The 16,906-nt window shown below is 57.8% G+C and carries 17 protein-coding genes and 1 riboswitch; of the genes, 14 read left to right on the forward strand and 3 right to left on the reverse strand.

The genetic code is table 11. From position 1 onward, the window contains the following. The first annotated feature begins 16 nt into the window (after positions 1-16). The 7 genes from ACR0J4_RS12435 (at position 17) to rpsD (ending at position 7,238) form a co-directional block, all read left to right on the forward strand. Positions 17-895 carry a MurR/RpiR family transcriptional regulator gene (locus ACR0J4_RS12435; RefSeq protein WP_371811947.1) on the forward strand — a complete coding sequence of 293 codons (879 nt, stop codon included), beginning with the start codon at positions 17-19 and terminating at the stop codon, positions 893-895. Continuing rightward, the gene (locus ACR0J4_RS12440; protein WP_170643209.1) at positions 895-2,205 is read left to right on the forward strand and encodes a glutamine synthetase family protein; all 1,311 of its coding nucleotides are present in this window, start codon (positions 895-897) and stop codon (positions 2,203-2,205) included. Before ACR0J4_RS12435 ends, ACR0J4_RS12440 begins: the two co-directional genes overlap by 1 nt. 114 nt (positions 2,206-2,319) lie before the next feature. After that, positions 2,320-2,841, forward strand: coding sequence for a GNAT family N-acetyltransferase (locus ACR0J4_RS12445; protein WP_170643161.1), 522 nt, complete (start codon positions 2,320-2,322; stop codon positions 2,839-2,841). 115 nt (positions 2,842-2,956) lie between these two features. Next, positions 2,957-3,160: riboswitch (cobalamin riboswitch) on the forward strand. Between the two features lie 64 nt (positions 3,161-3,224). Next, positions 3,225-4,496: an aromatic ring-hydroxylating oxygenase subunit alpha gene (locus ACR0J4_RS12450; protein ID WP_170643160.1), complete on the forward strand. Its 1,272-nt coding sequence runs from the start codon at positions 3,225-3,227 to the stop codon at positions 4,494-4,496. A 5-nt stretch (positions 4,497-4,501) separates the two neighbouring features. Beyond that, on the forward strand, positions 4,502-5,581 hold the full coding sequence (locus tag ACR0J4_RS12455; protein ID WP_170643159.1) for a hybrid-cluster NAD(P)-dependent oxidoreductase: 1,080 nt from the start codon (positions 4,502-4,504) through the stop codon (positions 5,579-5,581). A 261-nt stretch (positions 5,582-5,842) separates the two neighbouring features. Further along, the gene (locus ACR0J4_RS12460; protein WP_170643158.1) at positions 5,843-6,310 is read left to right on the forward strand and encodes a hypothetical protein; all 468 of its coding nucleotides are present in this window, start codon (positions 5,843-5,845) and stop codon (positions 6,308-6,310) included. Positions 6,311-6,617: 307 nt separating this feature from the next. Next, positions 6,618-7,238: a 30S ribosomal protein S4 gene (gene rpsD, locus ACR0J4_RS12465; RefSeq protein WP_170374584.1), complete on the forward strand. Its 621-nt coding sequence runs from the start codon at positions 6,618-6,620 to the stop codon at positions 7,236-7,238. A gap of 57 nt (positions 7,239-7,295) precedes the next feature. Here rpsD and ACR0J4_RS12470 read toward each other — a convergent pair whose 3' ends face one another. Continuing rightward, positions 7,296-8,183 (reverse strand): AraC family transcriptional regulator, encoded by an 888-nt coding sequence (locus ACR0J4_RS12470; protein WP_170374586.1) that lies wholly within the window; start codon positions 8,181-8,183, stop codon positions 7,296-7,298. A gap of 161 nt (positions 8,184-8,344) precedes the next feature. Between ACR0J4_RS12470 and ACR0J4_RS12475 the strand changes: the two genes are divergently transcribed. Continuing rightward, positions 8,345-9,169 (forward strand): SDR family oxidoreductase, encoded by an 825-nt coding sequence (locus ACR0J4_RS12475; protein WP_170374588.1) that lies wholly within the window; start codon positions 8,345-8,347, stop codon positions 9,167-9,169. Positions 9,170-9,171: 2 nt separating this feature from the next. Here the strand turns inward: ACR0J4_RS12475 and ACR0J4_RS12480 are convergent, their stop codons facing one another. Beyond that, entirely contained in the window at positions 9,172-9,633 is a 462-nt protein-coding gene (locus ACR0J4_RS12480) for an Lrp/AsnC family transcriptional regulator (RefSeq protein WP_170374590.1), read from the reverse strand. A gap of 102 nt (positions 9,634-9,735) precedes the next feature. On the opposite strand from ACR0J4_RS12480, the gene ACR0J4_RS12485 reads away from it, so the two are divergent. The 4 genes from ACR0J4_RS12485 (at position 9,736) to ACR0J4_RS12500 (ending at position 14,063) form a co-directional block, all read left to right on the forward strand. After that, on the forward strand, positions 9,736-11,151 hold the full coding sequence (locus tag ACR0J4_RS12485; RefSeq protein ID WP_170374592.1) for an aminotransferase class V-fold PLP-dependent enzyme: 1,416 nt from the start codon (positions 9,736-9,738) through the stop codon (positions 11,149-11,151). A gap of 64 nt (positions 11,152-11,215) precedes the next feature. Continuing rightward, a complete protein-coding gene (hisC, locus tag ACR0J4_RS12490; protein WP_170555877.1) occupies positions 11,216-12,301 on the forward strand; it encodes a histidinol-phosphate transaminase in 1,086 nt (361 codons plus the stop codon). Then, positions 12,298-13,218, forward strand: coding sequence for a prephenate/arogenate dehydrogenase family protein (locus ACR0J4_RS12495; protein WP_170555876.1), 921 nt, complete (start codon positions 12,298-12,300; stop codon positions 13,216-13,218). The genes hisC and ACR0J4_RS12495 overlap by 4 nt, the downstream gene beginning before the upstream one ends. Further along, positions 13,215-14,063 (forward strand): extensin family protein, encoded by an 849-nt coding sequence (locus tag ACR0J4_RS12500; protein ID WP_170555875.1) that lies wholly within the window; start codon positions 13,215-13,217, stop codon positions 14,061-14,063. Before ACR0J4_RS12495 ends, ACR0J4_RS12500 begins: the two co-directional genes overlap by 4 nt. Here the strand turns inward: ACR0J4_RS12500 and ACR0J4_RS12505 are convergent. Then, positions 14,060-15,061, reverse strand: a complete 1,002-nt coding sequence (locus ACR0J4_RS12505) for a DUF2125 domain-containing protein (protein ID WP_170643157.1) — start codon at positions 15,059-15,061, stop codon at positions 14,060-14,062. The genes ACR0J4_RS12500 and ACR0J4_RS12505 overlap by 4 nt on opposite strands. A 67-nt stretch (positions 15,062-15,128) precedes the next feature. On the opposite strand from ACR0J4_RS12505, the gene ACR0J4_RS12510 reads away from it, so the two are divergent. Continuing rightward, positions 15,129-15,659 carry a gamma-glutamylcyclotransferase gene (locus ACR0J4_RS12510; protein ID WP_170643156.1) on the forward strand — a complete coding sequence of 177 codons (531 nt, stop codon included), beginning with the start codon at positions 15,129-15,131 and terminating at the stop codon, positions 15,657-15,659. A gap of 68 nt (positions 15,660-15,727) precedes the next feature. Then, the gene (locus ACR0J4_RS12515) at positions 15,728-16,906 is read left to right on the forward strand and encodes a biopolymer transporter ExbB (RefSeq protein ID WP_170374604.1); all 1,179 of its coding nucleotides are present in this window, start codon (positions 15,728-15,730) and stop codon (positions 16,904-16,906) included.

Consider the following 16,906-nt stretch of genomic DNA (forward strand, 5'->3'; position numbering starts at 1 on the left):
CTGAAATTTTTATTCCATGCGATCCATTCAGATTAGGAGGTGCCGCTTGCTGGTTAGGCAGAGAATTGAAGCGAAGGCGGAGAACATGACCGCGAGCGAGCGCAAGCTGGCCGCTGCTTTGCTCAGCGACTACCCCTATGCGGGGCTGGTCACGATTCAGGAACTCGCTCGCCGGGCCGAGGTCTCGGCCCCGTCGATCTCTCGGTTCGTCACCAAGATCGGATTGGGGGGCTATCAGGAATTCCAACGTGCTCTCTTGTCGGAATTGAAAGAGGGCCAACGTTCACCCACTGATCTGCACGGCGAAGGGCGCAGTGTTGATGGAGGGTTTTTACGTGATTTCATCGCGCGCGCCTCGTCCCAGATGGCGCTGTCGGCAGAAGGCATCACCGAGGCGCAGTTTCAGCGCATATGCTCGGTACTGAGCCAGCCTAAAAGCGATGTCTATATCTTGGGCGGTCGGATCAGTGACACCATCGCGCAGCATTTGTCCTTTCACCTGCGCCAAACCCGCAGCGGCGTGTATCATCTTCCGGCCAACAATGAGGTCTGGCCGGAATACCTGCTGCGGATGAAGCCCGCGGATATCCTGTTTCTCGTCGATTTTCGCCGCTACCAACCCGCGCTGGCGCGATTGGCCGCGACTGCCGCGCAGGACCGAGGGGTTCGCGTTGTCCTCATGACAGACAAATGGCTGTCTCCCATATCCCGCCATGCGGCAGAAATCTTGCCAGTTCCGATCGAAAGCGGCACGCTCTGGGATACGTACACAGCGGCCCTTGCCGTCACCGAGGCGCTGGTGACGCGTATTGCCGAAGACAACTGGGACCAAACGAAATCCCGCATCGAAGCCTGGGATGCCATGCGATCCCACAACCAGGACCCCAACCCATGATGCCGAAAACCCCCTTGATGTTTGTCGCCACCGCTGACCTTGCCGGTAAATTACGGGGCAAGGCCTTTCCGGCGGATCAACTGAACAAGCGGTTGCAACGCGGGGTCGGGTGGACACCAACGAACGTTCAGATCAACTGTTTTGACGGAATTGCCGAAAGCCCGTTTGGCGCGCTGGGCGATCTTCTTCTGATCCCGGACGCCACGGCCGAGGCAAAGGTCGAGTTCGGCGAAGAAACTGGCCTGCACTTTCTTATGGGCGATATCGTCACGCTGGATGGAGACCCGTGGGACTTCTGCACGCGCAGTCTTTTGAGGGCGGCGCTGGAGCGGCTGCACAAGGTCTCAGGCGCAAATTTGCTGGCTGCGTTCGAGCATGAGTTCCAACTGAAAGATCCGCCAAGCCAGGCCAACGAAGCCTATGGTCACCGGGGCTTTGGCCTGCAGCGTGATCTGTGTGAGACCTTGATCAACGCGATTTCTCAGGTCGGTCTCAAGCCGGATTCGATCATGAAGGAATATGGGCCAAACCAATATGAGGTCGTCATCGGTCCCGAGCTGGGTGTTCGCGCAGCGGACGCAGCCATAATGGTGCGCGAACTGACGTATGCGACTGCACAGGCCTATGGCGAGCGGGCTACCTATACCCCTATTCGAGATGTCGCGAGCGTTGGGAATGGGGTCCATATCCATATGAGCTTTGTGGATGATCAGGGCGCGCCGCTAACCCACGCCGAAGACGGGCCCTGCGGCATGTCAGACCTGACAAGCGCCTTCGCCGCCGGAGTTCTGAAATATCTTGATGCGATCCTGGCCCTGACTGCGCCTTCGGTGATCTCGTATGAACGCCTGACACCACATCGTTGGTCTGCGGCTTTCAACAATCTGGGCTTCCGCGACCGCGAGGCTTCCTTGCGGATTTGTCCGGTAACCGCAAAAGACCCCGCCTCTATCGCGGGGCAGTTCAACATCGAATATCGTGCGGCGGATGCTGCAGCTTCGCCTCATCTGGCGCTTGCGGCGGTTGTCATGGCTGGGACACAAGGGATCGAAGAGGGGCTACCCGCGCCCGTTCCAACCGAGGAAGATCTTTCGCTGTTGGACGTCGCAGAACTGAACCAAAGGGGGCTGGTGCGCTTGCCTCAGACCTTGGAAGACGCGCTCGACCGGTTCGTTAACAACCCGGTTGTGACCGGCTGGTTCCCAGAAGGCTTTGCCGAGGTGTACCAAGCCCACAAACAATCCGAGATCGCCACAACTGCACATTTGGACACCGACGCACGCTGCCGATTGTACGAAGAAACATATTGACCTGAGCGGCTCGTCTTGCCGAACCTCGCCCAATGCGACCTTTGGGGCGTCGTTTGGGTAATCTCGCGCGGTATGACGTGGCGCAAGCTGTTTAGCTCAGGATAGGGATGGATCATGAACCGTTCAGAAACCGATGCCATCTTGAATGTGCATAGGCTGGCTTTTGGCGAAGCAGAAGGTGACGAAATCGCTCAACTCGCCGAAGATCTCCTTGAGCATCCGGAAACGATTTCAATCAGTGTGAGGCGTGGGGGGCAGATCGCTGGCAATGTCATGTTCACCCCGTTTGTCTTCCAGGAACACCCGGACGTTAAATGCTATCTTCTGGCGCCCTGCGGTGTCTCGCCCGAGCATCAAGGTCTAGGCGTTGGCAGAGAGATGATGGAGACCAGCATCAAGCACTTGAGGTCTATTGGAACAGACGCAGTATTCGTGCTGGGCGTTCCGACTTTCTATCCCCGATTTGGGTTTGTCCCGACCGATAAAGAGACGCCATATCCGGGCCTTCTGACGATCCCCGAGGCATGGATGGCGCTTGAGCTCACTGCAGGATCGGCTGAAGAGATGGGGGGTAAAACACTTGCAATTGCGCCCTTCATGCACGCGCATTTGTGGGACACATCGCAACACGGGTAAATTTTGTTTTTATCCTTGCTCAAACCACAGCCCTGTTTCAGGTCCCCATTTTGCTGGCCATGTCTGTTTTGTTTCTGGAAATGTCGCAAGGCTTTCAGCCGCGAGTCCTTCCCCGAGTAGGTTGCGCATGTAAGGTGCTGCTGTCTGATTCTCAGGCGGCAGAGAATTGGGAAGCCGGTGCAATTCCGGCGCTGCCCCCGCAACGGTAAGGAAGGTCAGGTTCGACAGGTGACCACTGGGAGGAGGATCCCGGGAAGGTGTCGAAACCGGGCGTAAGCCCCTTTCAAGTCCGGAAACCAGCCTTGCATATATGTCAAACCGCGGGTGGCGGTGGGGGCACAAGTTTCGGACGTGATCCTCGCACGGCTCCGGACTGGCCTCTGATGTCATCTGCCCAAGCTAAGCCGCGGGGCGCGGCAGGAGAGCCAGAAGTGAGCAACGTTCAAAGCCTGTTGGCGCGTCGAAACCCGGCCTATGCCCTTGAACAGGCGTTCTACACCGATCCAGATGTCTTTCAGGCCGATCTTGAGGCCATCCACTACCGCGACTGGCTATTTGCCATTCCGGCATGTGAACTGGTGAAAACAGGCGACTATGTGACCTACACTGTAGGAGCATACCGCGTGATCATCGTGCGCGGTGCGGACAACCAGATCCGGGCCTTCCACAACACCTGCCGCCATCGCGGGTCGATCATCTGCAAGGCCGCCAAGGGTAACTCGCCCAAACTGGTCTGTCCTTATCACCAGTGGACATATGAGCTTGATGGTTCATTGCTATGGGCCCGTGATATGGGGCCTGATTTCGACCCCAAACAACACGGGCTGAAAACCGTTCACTGCCGGGAACTGGCCGGGCTGGTCTATATCTGTCTTGCAGATGAAGCGCCTGATTTCGACACCTTCGCCAACAAGGCGCGCCCCTATCTGGAGCCGCATGATCTGAGCAACGCCAAGGTCGCTTTTGAAAGCACGATCATCGAGAACGGCAACTGGAAGCTGGTTTGGGAAAACAACCGCGAGTGCTATCACTGCGGCGGCAACCACCCCTCGCTGTGCCGGACCTTCCCTGATGATCCGTCGGTAACCGGTATCGAAGGGGGTGAAACCCCGGCCTTCATGCAAACTCACTTCGACCGTTGCGAGGCTGCAGGGATGCCGTCGCAGTTCTATCTGCATGATGACGGGCAATACCGTCTGGCGCGCATGCCGTTGAAGGAAGGGGCGGAAAGCTATACTCTGGACGGTAGATCTGCCGTGCGCCGCTTTCTTGGCCGTTCGCCTTTTGCGGATGCGGGGACGTTGCTAAAGTTCCACTATCCCAGCACGTGGAACCACTTCCTGGCCGATCACTCGATTGTCTTCCGTGTCACTCCGGTCAGCCCGACCGAGACCGAAGTCACCACGAAGTGGCTGGTCAACAAGGATGCGGTCGAAGGGGTCGACTATGATGTCAAACGGCTGACCGAGGTCTGGATGGCCACCAATGACGAAGATCGCCGTGTGGTGGAAGACAACCAGATGGGCATCAACAGCCCAGCCTATGTACCGGGGCCGTATTCGGTGGTCCAGGAATCTGGGGTTCTGCAATTCACCGATTGGTATTGCAACACCCTGGCGCGCCAATTGGCACCTGAAACGATGGCGGCGGAGTGACGGCGATGAAAGACCTAAACGCTGTTGCCTCGATCTGGCAAGATAGTGAGACGCTGGAATGCGTTTCGGTTGTGCCCGAGACGCCAAACACCGCCAGCTTTACGTTCCGCGCCCCTTCAGGCGCCTTGTTTGCCTACCATCCGGGTCAGTTCCTGACGCTGGAAATTCCGGCGCCGGGTCAGTCGGGTGGCGTTGTGCATCGGACCTATACGATCTCGTCATCCCCATCGCGTCCACGGTCCATCACGATCACGGCTAAGGCGCAGTCGGACAGCATCGGTACTCGTTGGATGCTGGACAATCTGCAACAGGGTATGCGTATGCGGGCGATTGGCCCGGCGGGTCTGTTCACCAATGCCGAAAGCGTCGCCGCCAAGTATCTGTTCATCTCGGCGGGGTCGGGCATCACGCCTATGATGTCGATGACAACTTGCATGTGGGACGAAGGCCGCGATCTGGATGTAGTCTTCATCAATTGCGCCAAGCGCCCGTCCGAGATCATCTTCCGCCAACGGTTGGAGCAGATGGCAAGTCGGACGCCGGGTCTGGATCTGAAGTTTGTCGTAGAGGAAGCGGATCGTTACAGCCCCTGGACCGGCTACCAGGGTCAGTTCAACCAGCTGATGCTGGGCCTCATGGCCCCAGACTATCTGGATCGTGAGGTCTATTGCTGCGGTCCGGAGCCGTTCATGCAAGCTGTTCGGGACGCTCTGTCGGGTCTTGGCTTTGACATGGACAACTATCATCAGGAAAGCTTTGGAGCTCCGGTTGAGACCGAAGCGGATCAGCCCGATCTGGATGATACCGTTCCTGACGATGACAGCGCCGCAGAAATCGTGTTTGCGACCTCGGGTGTAACCGCCAAAGTTGCCGAGACGGATACGGTTCTGGCCGCTGCAAGTGCGGTTGGATTGAACATCGCCTCGGGCTGTACTTTTGGCGTTTGCGGCACCTGCAAGGTCAAAAAGACCTCGGGTGAGGTGCACATGGTTCACAACGGCGGTATCTCCGAGGATGACATCGCAGCAGGCTACATTCTGGCATGCTGTTCAAACCCGATCGGCAAGGTCGAAGTTGAGGTGTGAACGGGAAGTCTCATGCTGAAACTGCAGGACGGCTGCGGCCGTCAGCGGTTTCAGAATTTTAAATATTTGCATTGATTTCAGATACTTATCGCCCCAATACGCGCTTCGGGAAGTTTGGATAGCACAGGTTCGATCACGGATAGTTGATTCTATTCGGCAACATTCATGTGATTGCTCAAATTCTGTCTCTTTTCCGCCGGAATCTCCCCTGATAAAGCGGGTTGAGTACTGGGTGGGGTGTTGATAAGTGCGAGCAGGTATATGAGAGCCGGATATAACGGTCGTGTAGCCATTTTATGGAATCAAACTGAGCTTGATGGGCTTGAGGCAGCGCCTTTGGCCTTTTTGGCGGTCGGGTCCGCTTGGTCTTGGCGTGGTCAGGCTCTGGTGTTGGGCGAAGAGGCAGAACAAAGTCTTGAGCAACTGGGACATATGGGTTCTACCGCTATGCGCACCCGCGACGTGTTCTCAGCCCCGCAAGATATCTCGGGCGAGTATTGCGGTACGGTCACATTGACCAATGGGGCGCAACGCTTTGCGGCAGATTTGATCGTAGAAGATGACGAACAATGGCCGACTCTGGTGTTCAACACTGGCTGTCCGCCTCGGGATCAGGATTTCTGGATCAGCGAAGTAACACATGCCGGTGCCGACCTGCAGAGTGTACCGCAGCCAACCGCAAAGGTGGTGGCCTTTCCAGGAAAATCCGCGCCGGGTTACTTTTCATAGGTTTGGTTACCTGGCTGGCGTTGAACCCGCTGGCCTAAAAACCCTTCAAGAAATTTGAGCAGGGCCGTCGGGACGTGTTGACTCTGACAGTTCTGCAGATATAAGCGCGGCTTCATTGGTGTTGGTGGCCCCCGCAAGGGGATGCCTGTCATGGGGGAAACCTCAAGAGGACAACGCCCTTTACAACCCGGCACCACGCCTGGTCTGAACTGGAACTGCCCGGTCCGAGCGGAGACGCTATTTCGGCCCGAAAAGTGGGAACCGGTTTTCGGATCAAGCTGAAATGCCACTTTAAAGGAGATCAGCCGTGACCAAACGCACGTCTGCCAAGTACAAAATCGACCGCCGGATGGGCGAAAACATCTGGGGTCGTCCGAAATCCCCGGTCAACCGTCGTGAATATGGCCCCGGACAGCACGGCCAGCGCCGCAAGGGCAAACTGTCGGACTTCGGTCTGCAGCTGCGCGCCAAGCAGAAGCTGAAAGGCTACTATGGCGACCTGACTGAGAAGCAATTCCGTCGCATCTACGCCGAAGCTGAGCGTGTAAAAGGCGACACCGGTGAAAACCTGATCGGTCTGCTGGAGCGCCGTCTGGACGCCGTTGTCTACCGTGCCAAGTTCGTACCGACTGTTTTTGCTGCACGTCAGTTCGTGAACCACGGCCACGTCAAAGTGAACGGCAAGCGGGTCAACATCCCGTCCTACCGTGTCAAAGAAGGCGACGTAATTGAAGTACGTGACAAGTCCAAGCAACTGGCTGTTGTTCTGGAAGCTGTTGCTCTGGCCGAGCGCGATGTGCCTGACTACATCGACGCCGACCACTCGAAAATGACCGCGACCTTCGTACGCGCACCGGGCCTGAGCGATGTGCCTTACCCGGTCATGATGGAACCGAACCTGGTTGTCGAATTCTACGCGAAGAACTAATCTTCGCTAGTACCCGAGATTACAAAGGCCGCGCTTTCAGCGCGCCCTTTTTAGTTTCTAAGCTATGCATTTTGACCCGATGTCCTGACGAGGCGGCACTCCGAATTTGCGCGAGTATTCCCGACTAAACTGGGTCGGGCTTTCATAGCCAACCTCAAAAGCCGCCTGCGATACACTCAGCGAACCGTGCGACAAAAGCCTTCGGGCTTCCAGTAGCCTAAGGTCTTTTTGGTATTGTAGCGGCGAGGTGGCTGTTACCGTTTTGAAATGGGCGTGAAAGGCAGAAACGCTCATCCCAGCGCTTTGTGCCAGATCGCAGACGGGCAGGGCTGTTCGAAAATCCGCGCGAATGATGTCTATTGCGCGCGCGATACGGCTGGCGGCACTGTCGCGCCATAGCATTTGCCGTAACATGCCACCGTGATCTGCTTGTAGGAGTCGGTAGTGGATTTCACGGCTGATCATCGGTGCGAGAATTTTTGCGTCCGTAGGGTTTTGACTGGCGTGAAACAGGCGAGCCATGGCGTCAATCAGATCGGGCGAGGCTTTTGATGCGGCAAGGCTTTGGACTGTTTCGATTTCAGTAGGTTCTGAGCCGACAGAGTCGTAGAGACCACGTAAGATGGACAAGTCCAACGAGAATACGAGACCGACATAGGGCTTTTCCCGACTTGCTTCGGTGACAGCGGCCAAAACCGGAAGTGAATGGCTGACGATCAGAGAGTCGCCTGCACCGAAGTGAACAAGGCGATCGCCAATACGTGTTTCTTTCTTCCCCTGTAGAACTAGGCAGACAATAGGTTCATACACCTGGGCCTCGACTGACTTCGTCTTGACATCATGAAGCAGTCCGAAACCGTCCAGTGAAGTGGGGTAGAAAGCAGCGTCCTCCGCTTGTCCACTCACAGTCTCGCAGATTTTTTCAACTAAATCATGTTGTGTCATGGTGTCCCCACTGCCTCATTCAGCATATTTTGCGCAAGAGGTCAGTGCTAGCTAGAATCCTGACGGCCAGAGAATTAGGCAGATATTGAGGAGAATTCGGCAGGCGTATCGCAGTTTTCTAACTTATCTAGTGGTCAGGCTAACAATTGCGGAGAATGACCATGGCACAGACTATCCTCATAACTGGCGCTTCATCGGGTATTGGCAGAGTTACGGCTGAGCTGTTTCATAGGCAGGGCTGGAATGTCATTGCCACCATGCGCAACCCCAGCAAGGAAGCTGAGCTTACGCAACTTGAGAATGTTCTGGTCACACGTCTTGACGTCACCGACGAGGGTTCAATTGCAGCCGCAGTTGCCGATGGGATTAAACGCTTTGGTCAGATTGACGTTCTTTTGAACAACGCGGGATACGGCGCGTACGGCCCGCTCGAAGCTTTCCCGATGGAGCGTATCCGGCGGCAATTCGATACCAATGTGATTGGTCTGTTGGCTGTGACGAAAGCCGTTCTACCGCATATGCGCGCAAATGGTTCGGGCTGTATCGTCAATATCTCGTCCATTGGTGGACAAATTACCTTCCCCCTCGGAACGCTCTACCATGGCACAAAATTCGCGGTTGAAGGCCTATCAGAGTCGCTGCACTACGAGCTTGCTGCGGCTGGTATCAAGGTCAAGATTGTCGAGCCTGGTCTGATTGCCACCGATTTTGGTGGCCGCTCGTTTGATTTCGTCAATGACGAGAGCATGGCCGAGTATCAACCTGTCGTGCAGGCCTTGTTCAGCACGTGGGGCTCGGAAGAAATGGCAGCGCGAACGTCGCCGCCAAGTGTTGTCGCCGATGTCATTTTGACCGCGGTGACGGACGACACTGACACTTTGCGCTATCGTGCCGGCGAAGATGCCGTTGAGTACCTGGACAACCGCAAGGCTCTGGATGACGCAACTTTTATCGGCGGCATGAAGGCGATGCTTGGTTTGGCCTGAGTTCAGATCGGAAGTGGTCGCCCTTCGGCGATCGCTTCCATCGCAAAATATGAGGTCACGCTGTCCAGTTCGACCTTCTCGATCAGGCGTTGGTAGACTTTGTCATATGAGGCCATATCCTGGGTCACGACTTTCAGTTGATAGTCATAGTCACCGCCGATCCGATGGAAATCCACAACCTCGGGAATGGTCAGAACATGGCGGCGAAACGCCTGCAGCCACTCGGCTGAATGATGTCGGGTGCGCAGCATGACGAAGACAACGAGGTTCAGCCCCAAAGTCTCGCGCGCGATGCGCGCAGTTGACCCGATCAGAACCCCGTTTTCGTTCAGCGCTTTCAACCTGCGCCAACACGCGTTCTGGGACAGCCCGACCCGATCGGCCAGCTCGCGCTGCGAAAGGGTGGCGTCTTTTTGAAGTTCTCTCAGGATGTGAGTGTCTATTTGATCTAAATTTTGGCTCATACCTAATCATATGACACAAAATTTATGATTTCTACGCAAAGAACGATAATGTTTCCACACTTCGGATGGATCACATTGGACTTACAGTAAGGAGCCAATGCTATGACCCTGTCCAAATTTCGTGCGGATCTCTGTTCCACCACTCACAATTCCCACCTGCGCGACGGGCTGATCGGAGAGAATGTTCTGATCCCGGGTCTGCAGGGGGACGTGCCGCTTGTCTATGCGGATTACGTTGCTTCGGGTCGCGCGTTGCGACAGGTCGAAGACTTTGTGGCCGATCATGTGTTGCCATTTTATGCCAACAGCCACACCGAGGCCTCCTTCTGCGGGTCTTACATGACCCGTCTGCGTCGCGAAGCGCGTGACGAGATAGCCCGCCTTGTTGGCGCGAGGGGAGAAGACGCGGTGATCTTTACCGGGTCCGGTGCCACGGCGGGGCTCAACCGGTTGGTCAGTCTGCTCGGGGTGGCAGAAGCTGATCAACCGGTTGTCCTAATCGGTCCTTATGAGCATCACTCGAACATCTTGCCATGGCGCGAAAGCAAGGCTCTGGTGGTTGAGATTCCGGAAGCGACTGAAGGGGGTGTTGATCTGCGCGCGCTGCAGGAGGCGCTGAACACTTACGCTGATGCGGATCTGTTAGTCGGGTCATTTTCGGCTGCGTCCAATGTGACGGGGATTATCACCGATCCCGATCCAGTGACGCGTTTGCTCAAGTCACATGGCGCTCTGGCCGTTTGGGACTATGCCGGGGGCGGGCCTTACCTGCCGATGGACATGGGGCCCGCAGATGCGCGCAAAGATGCGATCGTGGTGTCTCCGCACAAGTTTCCGGGCGGGCCGGGGGCGTCGGGCGTACTGGTCGTGAACCAGAGTGTTGTACAGCGTCGTTGCCCCAGCTGGCCGGGCGGAGGGACGGTGAGTTTCGTCTCGCCCTGGCGCCACGACTATAGCGAAAACCTGTCAACGCGTGAGGAGGCGGGAACGCCCAATGTGATCGGTGATATCCGCGCCGCGCTCGCCTTCATCGTCAAGGATGTCGTCGGAACGGATGAGATCGCCCGCCGCGAGGCGCAATATAACCAAATGGCGCTGGATGGATGGAAGGACAATCCGAACCTGACCTTGCTGGGGATGGAAAATGCACATCGCCTGCCGATCTTTTCCTTCCTAGTGCGCGACAACGCAGGGCAACCGGTGCATCAGCAACTGTTCACGCGGATGCTCAGCGATATATACGGCATTCAGGCGCGCGGAGGGTGCGCCTGTGCCGGGCCTTACGCACATCGGCTCCTGGGCATAGATCGAGCCGCGTCAGAGGAGCTGCACGCCGCTCTGTCCGCGGGTGAGGAGATGAAGAAACCCGGATGGGTGCGCCTGAACTTCTCGTATCTGATGCGCGAGGAAACGGTCCAGTTCATAATCGACAGCGTCAATGACCTGTCCCGCCGGACCGAAGAATTCGTGCCGTTCTACAATGCCGACCCGGCGACTGCGCGCTTCAAAGCCGCATGATGGAATTGCTGCTTTTCTGAAAGCGTTGAGACAGGTATGAGAGGCCCAATAAACGGAGCCTCTCATGATAAAGATTACCCCTCAACCCGGCATTATGGACATCGCGCTGTATCAAGGCGGCCAGTCGCATGTGGCGGGTGTTGAGCATGTGATCAAGCTGAGCTCCAACGAAAACCCGTTTGGTCCAAGCCCCAAAGCGATTGAGGCGGTGCGCGACAGCGCCGCCACCTTGCATCGCTATCCCAGCACCGACCACGCCAGCCTGCGCAAAGCGGTGGGCGCTCGTCACGGTCTGGACCCGGCGCGGATCATATGCGGTGTGGGCAGTGACGAAGTGCTGCAATTCATCGCTCAGGCCTATGCAGGGCCGGGGGATGAGGTGATCTATACGGAACATGGGTTTTCCATGTATCCGATCATCGCACGGATGGCGGGCGCCACGCCGGTCATGGTGGCCGAGCGCGAGCGCAAGGTCGATGTGGATGCCATTTTGGCAGCCATTACAGCGCAGACGCGGATCGTGTTTGTTACCAACCCCGGCAATCCAACCTCAACCATGATCTCGCAGCATGAACTTGAGCGTTTGGCGCAAGGTCTGCCGGATAGTTGTCTGATGGTAATCGACGGGGCCTATGCCGAGTTTGTCGACGGGTTCGATGGCGGGGCGTCTCTTGTGGATGACCATGAGAACGTCATCATGACCCGGACCTTCTCAAAGGTTTATGGGCTGGGCGGAATGCGCGTGGGCTGGGGTTATGCGCATCAGTCGATCATCGACGTGCTGAACCGGGTGCGCCAACCGTTCAACCTGTCTTTGACCGCGCTGGCTGCGGCCGAAGCGGCTGTGAATGATGTCGAATTCCTGTCCTTCTGTCAGGCTGAGAACGCGCGCCTTAGGGTGTGGTTGTCGGATGAGCTGGCCAAGATCGGTGTCCCGTCCGACCCGTCTTATACCAACTTCATCCTCGCGCGCTTTGCCGGTCAGGCCGAGGCTGAGGCTTGCGATGACTACCTCAAGTCGCAGGGTTTGATTGTGCGGCGCGTTGCGGGCTACAACCTGCCAAACGCGTTGCGGATTACCGTGGGCGATGAAGAAGCCTGTCGCCGTGTCGTCGCGGCCATCACCGCATTCAAAGAGGGCGCAGCATGAGCCAGATTTACGACCGTGTTGCGCTGATCGGGCTGGGCCTGATCGCCTCCTCCATGTTCTGGGCCATCAAACGCGCAGGTCTAGCTGGTGAAGTCACCGGCTACGCACGCTCTGAGGTTACCCGCGACACAGCCCGCAGGATCGGCTTGTGTGACTGGGTTTGCGACACCGCGCAAGAGGCGGTCGAGGGTGCGGATCTGGTCGTCCTCTGTGTGCCGGTCGGCGCGATGGGCGCGGTCGCGCAGGACATCGCCCCAATGCTGAAGCCGGGGGCAACGGTGACGGATGTCGGCTCGGTCAAACGCAGCGTGATCGAGGCCGTTTCGCCTCATATCCCTGAAGGCGTTCATTTCATCCCGGCGCACCCTTTGGCCGGGACCGAGCATTCGGGGCCTGAGGCCGGGTTCGCCGAGCTTTTTGACAATCGCTGGTGTCTACTTGTGCCGGTCGAAGGATCGGACCCCGAGGCCATCGCCCAGTTGCGGTCCTTGTGGGAAGGCATGGGAGCCAATGTCGATGAGATGGACGCGGACCATCATGATCTGGTTCTGGCCGTGACCTCTCATGCGCCGCACCTGATTGCCTATACGATGGTCGGTGTTGCCGATGACCTGCGGCGGGTGACCGATAGCGAGGTCATCAAGTATTCGGCTGCGGGCTTTCGGGATTTCACCCGCATTGCGGCCTCGGACCCAACCATGTGGCGCGACGTGTTCCTGACCAACAAGGACGCGACGCTTGAGATTTTGGGCCGCTTCACCGAAGAACTGTTCGCCCTGCAGCGTGCGATCCGCACCGGGGACGGAGAGCATTTGTTCGACTATTTCACCCGCACCCGCGCTATCCGGCGTGGGATTATTGATGCGGGTCAGGATACCGACGCGCCGGACTTTGGCCGGGGGAAGGCAGGGTCATGAAACAGGTTTTGCGATACGCGTTTGTGGCCGCGCTTTGGGCTACATCCACCCAAGCCGCCGCGCCCGAGCAATCGCTGTATCCAATTGCGCGCCCTGGCGCAGCCGTCGAAACTGCTGGCATCGTCGCGATCTCCAGCCGGGCCGCGACGCCTCTGACCATTCCGAACCTGCGCCCCGAAACACGGCCCGAGTCGCCTCAGCTTATCGCTGTAGCAGCGCGCCCAGCGGATTTGCCGCTGCTGGGGCCTGATACCTCTTTGATGCCCTACCTCAGACCCAAATCTCTGGAGCAGGAAGTGCTGTTCAAAAAGCGCAAGCTGCGCAAGGGGTCGGTTTGCGGTGACATCGCGATACAGGGCAAACCAGTCGGGCGTGTCTCCAGCAAAACGAAGGCCTGCGGGGTCAAGGATGCGGTTCAGATCACCTCGGTCTCAGGTGTGACGCTCAGTCGAGCCTCGACGATGGATTGCGGGACAGCCATTGCGCTGAACAAATGGGTCGACAAAACCGTCAAGCCCACGTTCAAACGCCGTGGTCCTGTGGTGCAGCTGCAGGTTGCCGCGCACTATGCTTGCCGCACGCGTAACAACCAGAAAGGCGCGCGAGTCTCTGAGCATGGCAAGGGCCGCGCCATCGATATTTCCGGCTTTGTCATGGCGGACGGAGAGGTCGTGACCGTCCTGAACGGATGGCGCAAGAACCCCTCGCAAAAGCAACTCAAGAAGATCTGGCGCGGGGCCTGCGGGCCGTTTGGCACCGTGTTGGGACCCAATTCAGACAGGTATCATCGGGACCATTTTCATCTGGATACGGCGCGGTATCGCACCGGGTCCTATTGCCGTTAACGCAGGATCAGACGTGGGGCTGGGCCAAGAGGGAGCGGCCCCAGAGCCACGAACCCGTCGCGAAAATTCAATTGCAGGTCCAGCGCGTTCGGGTTGCCGCCCAGTCCGGCCAGAAAGTTGAGCGCGCGGGTCACCGGATCAACGGCTTGATCGGGCAGGGCACCGGCTGCATTCGCCATCGCGATCATGTCACGCCAATTCTCGGCCTTTATCGCAATCTCTCCGGTCGGGATACCCTGCGAGTCTACCTCCAGCTCACCGGCGGCAAACAGGCGCAACTCGCCCCATTTGACCTCGGCCAGGTTCAGGTCGATGGCGACGGGCTGAGGGCGGCTGTCCTCTAGCGCGGTTCGGTCCCAAGGCTTGTCGAAAGTGGTCAACATATCCAACTGCAACGTCTCGAACCGCTGGGGAAGCGAGGTCGCGGATTGCATCAGCGCACGCAAGTCTTCACCGGGGGTGAACCCGTCAATTTGTGCCGTGACGGCATAGGCTTCGGGCGCAGTGGTTTGCTCCATGATGACGCTGAGGGTGCCACCGCCCGCCAGCGCCTCATTCTCTTCGCTGATCAGCCAAGGGCCAGCCGTCAGTGCCATCTTCTCAAGCACCAATGCGACACCGGGTTGTAGTTCCAACTCGGCTTGCAAAGCCTTGGCCTCGATCGTCGCGGTCTGGTCGAAATAGGATAGGCGCTGAGGCGTATCGGCAAAGCTCAGGGTTTGACGACCGGGCCAGATTGCGGGGCTTTGAAACTCGATCCAATCGGCGCTCCAGGCGGTGCCGTTGACCGGATCGGCCAGCGCCGGGTTGTTCAGACGGGTGGTGTGATGTGTCGGGTAGCCCGCCGTTTCAACGCCCGAGAATTCGGCCTGCCAGCCGCGCGCCTGCTGGGCATCGAACCAGCTGGTGATCGCATTGCGCAGACCATAGCCTGCGACAAACCAATAGGCGCTCCATGCGATGGCGATAAAAATGAACACTCGTATCAGGCGACGCATGAGCATTGGCCCTTTTTCCTGCCTCGGATTTGATGTTTATAGGCCCAAACGGGCAAGGACCAGAGCAATGACGATGTGGGTTTTCGGATATGGATCGCTACTGTGGAACCCGGGCTTTCCCGTGGCACGCACCGAGCTTGCGATGCTGCACGGATATGCGCGCTCTTTCTGCATGAGTTCGATCCACCATCGCGGCACCGAGGACCACCCCGGCCTTGTGCTGGCTTTGGACGAACAGCCTGAGGCGCAGTGCAAAGGTTTGGCGCTGGCCGTGGAAGCTGGGCATGAGGACCGCACCCTACACGAACTGCGTGAGCGCGAGCTGATTTCGTCGGCCTATGTCGAAAAGATGCTGGACGTGCATTTGGACAATGGTGAGGTCGTAAATGCCGTGACCTATGTTATTGATGCAGATCACGTTCAATATTGCGGCGGCATGCCCTTGGAAGAACAGGCGCAGATCATCGCTCATGCCGTTGGCGGGCGCGGTCCCAACACTGAATATCTGTATAACACCACCGAGCATCTGGCCGAGATCGGCCTGCACGATCCCGATCTTGAGTGGTTGTCGCAACGGGTGCGCAGCATCACCGCATAAACCCTTGGCGTAATCGGCGTCTTTTCGCTAGATTCAGGCCAGAGCAGGCAGAACCAGGAATAACGCGCATGGCGCAGGCACAACAGGGCGCGAGACCGCATTTCTCGCAACCGATCAGGCAGATTCTTCTGATGCTGATCGCAATCGGCCTGTCGGGCCTCGGGGTGTTTCTTGCGCTGCCCTATGTGCTGCCGGTCTTCTTTGCGAATCCCTATCTGAACGGCTTCATCTTGCTGGTGTTCATCATCGGCGTGTTTGCCTGTTTCTATCAGGTCGCGCAGCTGATCGGCTCGGTTCGCTGGATCGAGGCCTTTGTGGGCGGCGTGGTGCATGAGGATGCGCGCACCCCTCAATTGCTTGCGCCATTGGCCTCGCTGCTGCGGGAACGCGGTGCGCGGTCGCAGATCAGTTCCACCTCGACCCGGTCCATTCTGGATTCGGTGGCGGAACGGGTAGAAGAAGAGCGTGAGATCACGCGCTACATCACCAACGTTCTGATCTATCTAGGCCTCTTGGGCACGTTCTTTGGCCTCGCTACCACGGTGCCCGCAATTGTCGACACCATCCGCAGCCTGAACCCGCAAGAAGGGGAAGAGGGGCTGGCCGTCTTCAACCGTTTGATGACGGGCCTCGAGGCGCAGCTGCAGGGGATGGGCGTTGCGTTTGGCTCCTCCTTGCTGGGCCTTGCCGGGTCATTGATTGTGGGCTTGTTGGAGGTCTTCGCCGGCCACGGACAGAACCGTTTCTACCGCGAGCTTGAGGAATGGCTGTCGGGCATCACCCGGGTCGGATTCGCCTCAGGCGAGGACGGTGGGGCTGAGGTCGCCGTTCTGGCGCCCGTTCTGGACGCAATGTCGGATCAAATGAACGCGCTACAGGATCTGTTCTCGGCTCAGGAGGAAGAGCGGGCCGACGTGTCCAACAAGCTTGGTCAATTGGTCACTGTCATCGGGCAGATGAACCAGCGTCAGGCGGACAACGAAGGCGTTGCCGCCGCGTTGGAGCGTGTTGCTTTGGGGCAGGACGCCTTGCTGGATCACATGCGCGAACACGGGGCGGGCGAGGGCATCGATGCAGAAAGTCGGATGCGCCTGCGGTCGATGGATGTTCAGTTGCTGCGCATCCTCGAAGAGATCTCCGCCGGTCGTCAGGACAGCATGAACGAATTCCGCAAGGATATCGAACTGCTAGTGAAGGCTCTGACCCTGCCACGCGGCGCGGTTCGAACCACGCACGAGGGGGAATAA

Source organism: Ruegeria sp. B10 (assembly GCF_056539825.1).